General features: G+C 49.5%; 7 protein-coding genes. 4 read left to right on the top strand and 3 right to left on the bottom strand.

What is annotated here, in order from left to right:
* Together EQY_RS26890 and ccp are read right to left on the bottom strand one after the other, a co-directional pair.
* Positions 1–102 (bottom strand): hypothetical protein (locus EQY_RS26890; RefSeq protein WP_032335244.1); only part of this gene is annotated, 102 nt, incomplete at its 3' end.
* Between the two features lie 209 nt (positions 103–311).
* The gene (ccp, locus tag EQY_RS0118095; RefSeq protein ID WP_000784808.1) at positions 312–1,709 is read right to left on the bottom strand and encodes a cytochrome c peroxidase; all 1,398 of its coding nucleotides are present in this window, start codon (positions 1,707–1,709) and stop codon (positions 312–314) included.
* A 404-nt stretch (positions 1,710–2,113) separates the two neighbouring features.
* Here ccp and EQY_RS0118090 point away from each other — a divergent pair, with 404 nt between their 5' ends.
* Entirely contained in the window at positions 2,114–3,763 is a 1,650-nt protein-coding gene (locus EQY_RS0118090; protein ID WP_000934236.1) for an alpha,alpha-trehalase, read from the top strand.
* Positions 3,764–3,814: 51 nt separating this feature from the next.
* Here EQY_RS0118090 and EQY_RS0118085 read toward each other — a convergent pair whose 3' ends face one another.
* On the bottom strand, positions 3,815–4,417 hold the full coding sequence (locus EQY_RS0118085; protein ID WP_001165764.1) for a helix-turn-helix transcriptional regulator: 603 nt from the start codon (positions 4,415–4,417) through the stop codon (positions 3,815–3,817).
* Between the two features lie 517 nt (positions 4,418–4,934).
* Between EQY_RS0118085 and EQY_RS0118080 the strand changes: the two genes are divergently transcribed.
* The 3 genes from EQY_RS0118080 (at position 4,935) to EQY_RS0118070 (ending at position 8,612) form a co-directional block, all read left to right on the top strand.
* Entirely contained in the window at positions 4,935–5,834 is a 900-nt protein-coding gene (locus EQY_RS0118080) for a LysR family transcriptional regulator (RefSeq protein ID WP_000357792.1), read from the top strand.
* A 48-nt stretch (positions 5,835–5,882) separates the two neighbouring features.
* Positions 5,883–6,896, top strand: a complete 1,014-nt coding sequence (yhjD, locus tag EQY_RS0118075) for an inner membrane protein YhjD (protein WP_000191244.1) — start codon at positions 5,883–5,885, stop codon at positions 6,894–6,896.
* Positions 6,897–7,289: 393 nt separating this feature from the next.
* Positions 7,290–8,612 (top strand): MFS transporter, encoded by a 1,323-nt coding sequence (locus tag EQY_RS0118070; protein ID WP_001149026.1) that lies wholly within the window; start codon positions 7,290–7,292, stop codon positions 8,610–8,612.
* The last annotated feature ends 131 nt before the right edge of the window (positions 8,613–8,743 follow it).

Genomic DNA, 8,743 nt, shown 5'->3' with positions numbered 1-8,743 from the left:
CAGCGGAAAACGTTTAGATTCCGCGATAGTTGAAATTGCCTTTGCGCCAAAACGCGAGTCGAGTAGTTCTGAGCGGAAATCCGTTAACAACTTCTGGTCCATTTCGAACTCCTTAAATTTATTTGAAGGCAATAAAAAAGTAGGATTTATCTGGAATGGACGCAAGGCGTTACGGGTGTAATTTAAATAACAAAATCCTAAACAGAAAAAAGGCTTTTTATAATATAAACATTTAACATGATAATATTAAAAACAGACTTTATTATCGTAATAAAAATCGCCCAAACATTCCTGTCGGGCGATCGAATTAATTATTGTTTATCCTGCATATACGGTGTGTAAACTCCGTTCAGGCTGTGCAAGAAAGCCACGATATCATCCACATCCTCCTGCGGCAGCTCTTTACCGACCTGGTAGCGCAGCATCAGTTTCACCGCCCCGTCCAGCGTCGGCACATCACCGCGATGGAAGTACGGTGCCGTTAGCGCAACGTTACGCAAACCGGGTACTTTCTGACGCAGTTTATCGCGTTCTTCTTTAGTTACATTCATACGGCCAATATCTGCCGCCGTAATTTCACCAAAATTAAAGTCTTTTTTCAGACCCAGCGGTTCGAAGGAACGTCCACCGAGAATAATACCGCCATGACACGTTGCACATTTATTATCTTTAAATAATTGATAACCTTTTTTCTGCTGCGCCGTCAGCGCATTTTCATCACCACGCAACCATTTATCAAACGGTGAATCCGGCGTAATTAATGTTTTCTCAAATTCAGCAATTGCGTCAGTAATATTTTCACCACTGAAACCTTGCGGATAAACTTTGAGGAACTGCGCTTTCAGCACAGGATCTTTTTCCAACTTCGCAATGATTTCGTCCCAGGATTTGGACGCCATTTCAATCGGATTCAGCGGCGGCCCACCCGCCTGATCCTGCAATGTTGCCGCACGACCATCCCAGAACTGCTCAACGTTAAATACTGAGTTAAATACCGTCGGCGCGTTAATCGGCCCGACCGCACCACCGACACCAATCGATGTTTTTCTGCCATCGACCCCCCCCGCATTCAACGCATGGCAATGAGCGCATGAAATGGTGCTATCAGCCGATAAACGGGGATCGTGATACAGCGCAAAGCCCAACGCCACTTTTTGCGCATCGGTAGGCAGTTTTTGCGGGATGGGCTGCACCGGTTCATTGCGATGCTCCGGAGCAGTGTCATTACTGGCGTAATATTCCGCGCGCTGTTTTGCAATCCAGGCCAGTATTTCCGCCCGCTCTTCATCACTCACCTTACCCGCCCAGTGTAGCGCGGTATAACGCGTTGGTGGCATAGTTTCATACTGCATCACCCATTCAATCTTATTCAGATCGCTTTGCGAAATGGGTTTATCAGCCAACAGAGCCGCACGCACGGCCTCAAGATTAAAAGATTTATATCCGAGCTTAATGTCGTAATCCATCAACTGTTTCGCGCCAGGAATATAATAATAGGCGGGTAATTCTGCCGAAGGCGTATGGCAATAGTCGCATCCCTTTTCGCGGAGAAAGCCTAAAACCTTATTATTTTCACTGACAGCAGATGCCTGAACATCGGCCTGTTTACTGCGTTTATTATCGTGGTACCACACATAACCAGATAACCCTAAATAGCAAATCGCGACGCCAGCCAGGCCGATCGCGGTAATACGTGAGACCATTTTCATTATTCTTCCCTCACGGTAGTGAGTTATTGTGACCCAGAAAATTTTCCAGAATGCTGCAAACGTCTCTGCGAGACAAAGCCATCATAAAAAACAGGGAGATACGCTTTTTGATAGGAATCAATCAATTACATGAATATAAACTATCAATAAGATAGCCTGTGCCTATTACCCAGATCAGGAATGGCATATCATGATTACGGGGGAGACCATGATTGAATGTTCTGAAAATGAAAAACAACACGAAATCCGTATTTTTATAAATTCCATTGATATTAGCGCGTTATATTTTTTGTCCCATTAATAAACGTGATCCACCGCACGCTTTGTCGCCCATCGACCGGAGCGAATGACTACGCTTAAAGGAAAGCCGATAATTAGCGACGAATTTCGGAGGTCGGATCCTTATGCTCAATCAGAAAATTCAAAACCCTAATCCAGACGAACTGACGATCGAGGTCGATCTCTGTTATGAGCTGGACCCGTATGAATTAAAACTGGATGAGATGATCGAGGCAGAGCCAGAACCCGAAATGATTGAGGGGCTGCCAGCCTCTGACGCACTAACACCTGCTGACCGCTATCTCGAACTTTTCGAACATGTCCAGTCAGCAAAAATTTTCCCCGACAGTAAAACGTTTCCTGACTGCGCACCCAAAATGGACCCGCTGGATATCTTAATCCGCTATCGTAAAGTGCGCCGTCATCGTGATTTCGATTTGCGCCGATTCGTTGAAAATCACTTCTGGTTACCGGAGATTTACTCCAGTGAATATGTATCGAACCCGCAAAACTCACTGAAAGAGCATATCGACCAGCTATGGCCGGTATTAACCCGCGAGCCACAGGATCACATCCCGTGGTCTTCTCTGCTGGCGCTGCCGCAGTCGTACATTGTTCCAGGGGGTCGTTTTAGCGAAACCTACTACTGGGATTCCTATTTCACCATGCTGGGGCTGGCGGAAAGCGGGCGTGAAGATTTGCTGAAATGCATGGCCGATAACTTCGCCTGGATGATCGAAAACTATGGGCACATCCCCAACGGCAACCGCACCTATTATTTGAGCCGCTCGCAGCCACCGGTGTTCGCGCTGATGGTGGAGCTGTTTGAAGAAGATGGTGTACGCGGCGCGCGCCGTTACCTTGAGCATCTTAAAATGGAATATGCCTTCTGGATGGACGGCGCAGAATCGCTGATCCCTAATCAGGCCTATCGCCATGTTGTGCGAATGCCCGACGGATCGCTGCTCAACCGTTACTGGGACGATCGCGACACGCCGCGTGACGAATCCTGGCTTGAAGACGTAGAAACCGCAAAACATTCTGGTCGCCCGCCCAACGAGGTGTACCGCGATTTACGCGCGGGCGCAGCTTCTGGCTGGGATTACTCTTCCCGTTGGCTGCGAGACGCGGGTCGCCTGGCGAGCATTCGTACCACTCAGTTCATCCCCATCGATCTTAATGCTTTCCTGTTTAAACTGGAGAGCGCCATCGCCAACATCTCGTCGCTGAAAGGCGATAAGGAGACGGAAACGCTGTTCCGCCAGAAAGCCAATGCCCGCCGCGATGCGGTAAACCATTATCTCTGGGATGATGAAAATGGTATCTACCGCGATTACGACTGGCGGCGCGAACAGCAGGCACTCTTTTCCGCTGCTGCCATTGTGCCGTTATATGTGGGCATGGCGAACCATGAACAGGCCGACCGTCTGGCAAATGCCGTGCGAAGCCGATTACTGACGCCGGGCGGGATTCTGGCAAGCGAGTATGAAACCGGTGAACAGTGGGATAAACCCAACGGCTGGGCACCGTTACAATGGATGGCGATTCAGGGATTTAAAATGTACGGTGATGACCATCTGGGTGATGAGATTGCGCGTAGCTGGCTGAAGACGGTGAATCAGTTCTATCTGGAACAGCACAAACTGATCGAGAAATACCATATTGCCGATGGTATCCCCCGCGAGGGCGGCGGGGGCGAATATCCATTGCAGGATGGCTTTGGCTGGACCAACGGTGTGGTACGCCGTTTAATTGGTTTATACGGCGAACCATAATATTTTTTACAGCCAGCCACTAACGTCCTACTGGCTGTAAAATTATCCTCTTCAGGAGGAGATATTTAACATCATCGCCGCCTGGGTACGGTTTTTCACTTCCAGACGGCGATAGAGCGATTCCAGGTGCGCTTTTACCGTTCCGGTGCTGATATTTAATGCCCGACCAATCTCTTTATTCGATTCGCCCGCCGCCAGCATGGTTAAAATTTCCCGCTGGCGGGCGCTTAACGATTTGAGATCTTTCGTATCCTTTTCCGGCGTGGTTCGCCAGTCACCGGGCAGAAACATCATTCCCATCGCCGCACTATTGACCGCCAACACAAACGTATCGATCGAAGAATCACGCGGTACAATCGCCATCACATTGAAATGAATAACCTCCTGCAACCATCGTTTGTTGCAATCCGAAGCCGTGATTAACACCTTAACCTCAGGAAATTGCACCACGGTTTTTTGCAACAACCAGTAGCAAAACTCCCCATCCTGATCGCCATCGAGCATAACTAAGGCTTCAGGGTAGCTTTCCAGCTTTTGCCATAACTCGTCTGCCTGACCGACGCCCTGAATACCTACGCCTGGAATACGTTGCTGTAAACTGATTTTCATTCCATGAATAAATATTGACTGCCTGTCAAACATGATTATTTGCATTACTGAATCTCCACCTGAATACGTTAAAAAGACTTAAGTAGTGGAAGGGTATTACCCGAGAGACAAAATAAGAATTCGCCATTTGGCGGAGGCCATTCTACAGAGATGAAAGACAGAAAATAGTTACCGATATAAATAGTTACAGCTAAACGCCTGAAATTACATGTCGAGGGCACTATTTAAAAAAATCTTAAGGAATTCCTTATATTTTCGCGCCACGTTCCGATTAACCAGGCCAATTCAGCGCACGCTTTAATAGCATCCATAGTTTAAGAAAGTGACTGGATTACGCACAAATACACAATGTTGTATGTCCGCATTTTATAAAACGAATCAAAATTTTGGCTTTGTGTTGGTTATTTCTCTATGCCGAGACGCGAATCCGCCTTTGATTCTCTAAAATCGCCTCACTTTCAACGTTGCATCGTTGTGAAATCATGCATTAGATGTTAGAAAAACAATAAATAATGCGATATACGCGTTACTGTTTCGCTGTGAACAACAATCGGTAAAAGAAATGGATAAAATTCACGCAATGCAGTTGTTCATCAAGGTTGCGGAGCTGAAGAGTTTTTCCCGCGCGGCGGATTTCTTTGCATTGCCAAAAGGAAGCGTTTCGCGCCAGATACAGGCACTGGAACATCAACTTGGCACCCAGCTTCTCCAGCGCACCACGCGACGGGTCAAACTCACACCTGATGGCATGACCTATTACCAACGGGCAAAAGATGTGTTGAGTAATCTCAACGAACTGGACGGTTTATTTCAGCAGGGCGCCACCAGCATCAGCGGTAAATTGCGCATCGATATCCCATCCGGGATGGCAAAAACCCTGCTACTGCCGCGTCTGCCCGAATTTCTCCATCAATATCCGGGAATTGAACTGGAATTAAGCAGCAATGACCGTCCGGTAGATATTCTTCATGATGGCTTTGATTGCGTAGTACGCACGGGAACGTTGCCCGACGATGGACTCATCACCCGTCCCCTCGGCAAACTGACGATGGTCAACTGCGCCAGTCCGCACTATCTGACGCGCTTTGGTTATCCGCAAAGTCCCGACGACCTGACTTCGCACGCAGTAGTACATTACACGCCACATCTGGGCGCGCATCCGTTGGGTTTTGAGGTTGCCAGTGTTAATGGCGTCCAGTGGTTTAAGTCCGGCGGCATGTTGACGGTAAACAGTAGAGAAAACTATCTTGCCGCCGGTCTGGCGGGACTGGGGATTATTCAGATCCCCCGCGTCACCGTACGCGAAGCCCTACGCGCCAGACAGCTTATCGAAGTGTTACCCAACTACCGCGCCGAACCACGTTCCATTTCTCTGGTTTACCCACAGCGTCGGGAGCTTTCCCGCCGTGTAAACCTGTTTATGCAGTGGCTGGCTGGCGTGATGAAAGAGTACCTGGACTGACCGACTATACTTTTTAAGAAAGACAACGACAGAAGGACTAAAGAGCGGATGACGCAGGAAAACGAGATTAAACGTCCCACCCAGGATCTGGAGCACGAGCCAATTAAGCATCTGGATAATAGCGATAAAGGCGGCAAAGTCAGTCAGGCGCTGGAAACCGTCACCACCACCGCCGAGAAAATCCAACGTCAACCGGTCATCGCGCACCTTATTCGCGCGACAGAACGCTTTAACGATCGGCTGGGTAACCAGTTTGGTGCGGCTATCACCTATTTCTCGTTTTTGTCGATGATCCCGATTTTGATGGTGTCGTTTGCCGCAGGGGGTTTTGTGCTGGCCTCCCATCCGATGCTGTTACAGGATATCTTCGATAAGATTCTGCAAAACATCAGCGATCCGACGCTTGCCGCCACGTTGAAAAACACCATCAACACTGCCGTTCAGCAGCGTACTACCGTAGGACTTGTCGGGTTAGCCGTGGCGCTATACTCCGGCATCAACTGGATGGGGAATTTACGTGAAGCAATTCGCGCCCAATCGCGCGATGTCTGGGAACGTTCGCCGCAAGATCAGGAGAAGTTCTGGGTAAAATATCTGCGTGACTTTATTTCGCTGATTGGTTTGTTGATTGCGCTGATTGTGACGCTTTCGATCACCTCGGTTGCCGGTTCTGCGCAACAAATGATTATTAGCGCGCTGCACCTTAATAGCATTGAGTGGCTGAAACCGACGTGGCGGTTGATTGGTCTGGCGATTTCTATCTTTGCCAACTATCTGCTTTTCTTTTGGATCTTCTGGCGCCTGCCGCGCCACCGTCCGCGTAGAAAGGCGCTGATTCGCGGGACATTCCTCGCAGCGATTGGTTTTGAAGTGATTAAAATCGTGATGACCTACACCCTGCCGTCGTTGATGAAATCCCCGTCTGGCGCAGCATTTGGTTCTGTGCTGGGGCTGATGGCGTTTTTCTACTTCTTTGCTCGTCTGACGCTGTTTTGTGCGGCGTGGATTGCCACCGCCGAGTACAAAGATGACCCGCGAATGCCGGGGAAAACGCAGCCTTAAAATATGCCGGATGCGGCGTAAACGCCTTATTCGGCCTGGCTCCCCGTAGGCCGGATAAAATGTGCCAGCATCGCATCCGGCTATAATGCGCACATAACCTCTTGAAACTCTTCCCCAGAGCCTCTTAAGCCATCTATTTAAGAGCAAACAATTTCATTCCAACTCATAACCCCAGCATATAAATCCAGTTGGTAACTTTTATTTAACCTAAAACCAGTTTTATTGACTATTTATGAAATTGTGTGAAGCATTTCATAGAAGAAAAATCACCAGCCTAAACATTATCCCCTTTTTGCCTGGTTTTTGACCATTCCCGCGATTTGTTACACATTGAAATATCACTTTTGCTGTGCGTAATATGGCTATTCGTTAGCCAAAAAATAAGAAAAGATTATGCAAGCAACAGCCACAACACTCGAAAATAACCAGGAATTCACGCCGGTAAACTCGCGTAATAAAGTCCTTGTCGCCTCTCTCATTGGCACGGCCATTGAGTTCTTCGACTTTTATATTTACGCCACAGCGGCCGTTATTGTGTTTCCGCATATCTTCTTCCCGCAGGGCGATCCTACGGCAGCAACGCTACAGTCGCTCGCCACCTTCGCCATTGCCTTCGTCGCGCGCCCCATCGGCTCTGCCGTATTTGGTCATTTTGGCGATCGCGTTGGACGTAAAGCGACGCTGGTCGCCTCGTTGCTAACGATGGGGATTTCGACAGTGGTGATTGGTCTGTTGCCGGGCTATGCCACGATTGGTATTTTCGCCCCGCTGCTGCTGGCGCTGGCTCGATTTGGTCAGGGGCTGGGTTTAGGCGGTGAATGGGGCGGCGCGGCGCTGCTGGCAACTGAAAACGCCCCGCCGCGCAAACGTGCATTGTACGGCTCCTTCCCGCAACTGGGCGCACCGATTGGCTTCTTCTTTGCCAACGGCACTTTCTTGCTGCTTTCCTGGCTACTGACCGACGAGCAGTTTATGAGCTGGGGCTGGCGCGTACCGTTTATCTTCTCGGCGGTGCTGGTGATTATCGGCCTGTATGTCCGCGTTTCACTGCATGAATCGCCGGTGTTTGAGAAAGTCGCTAAAGCGAAAAAGCAGGTGAAAATCCCGCTGGGTACGCTGCTGACCAAACATGTTCGCGTAACCGTACTGGGTACGTTCATTATGCTGGCAACCTATACGCTGTTTTACATCATGACCGTCTACTCGATGACCTTTAGTACCGCCGCCGCGCCAGTTGGGCTTGGCCTGCCGCGTAACGAAGTGTTGTGGATGCTGATGATGGCAGTGATTGGTTTTGGCGTGATGGTGCCAGTCGCCGGATTACTGGCTGATGCCTTTGGTCGCCGTAAAAGCATGGTAATCATCACGACGCTTATCATCCTGTTCGCGCTGTTCGCCTTTAACCCATTGCTCGGTTCTGGCAACCCGATTCTGGTTTTTGCCTTCCTGCTGCTGGGGTTAAGTCTGATGGGGCTGACTTTCGGGCCGATGGGCGCGCTGTTGCCAGAACTGTTCCCGACGGAAGTGCGTTACACCGGAGCATCGTTCTCTTACAACGTATCGTCGATTCTTGGGGCTTCCGTTGCGCCGTATATCGCAGCCTGGTTGCAGACTAACTACGGGTTAGGCGCAGTGGGGTTATATCTGGCGGCGATGGCTGGCTTGACGTTAATTGCCTTGCTGCTGACGCATGAGACGCGGCATCAGTCGTTGTAAGTATCGTGCGGGCTGCCACCCTCACCCCAGCCCTCTCCCTGAAAGGGAGAGGGAGAAAAGCGGAGCGAGATGTTACATCGCGAACATAACAGCCCTCCCCCCCAGAAAGTGAACGGAAAAGCGGCACTCGT

It is taken from the genome of Escherichia sp. TW14182 (assembly GCF_000208525.1).
Lineage (GTDB): Bacteria > Pseudomonadota > Gammaproteobacteria > Enterobacterales > Enterobacteriaceae > Escherichia > Escherichia ruysiae.
Note: the sequence above shows the minus strand (reverse complement) of the source record. Positions and strands in the feature narration are given on the sequence as shown.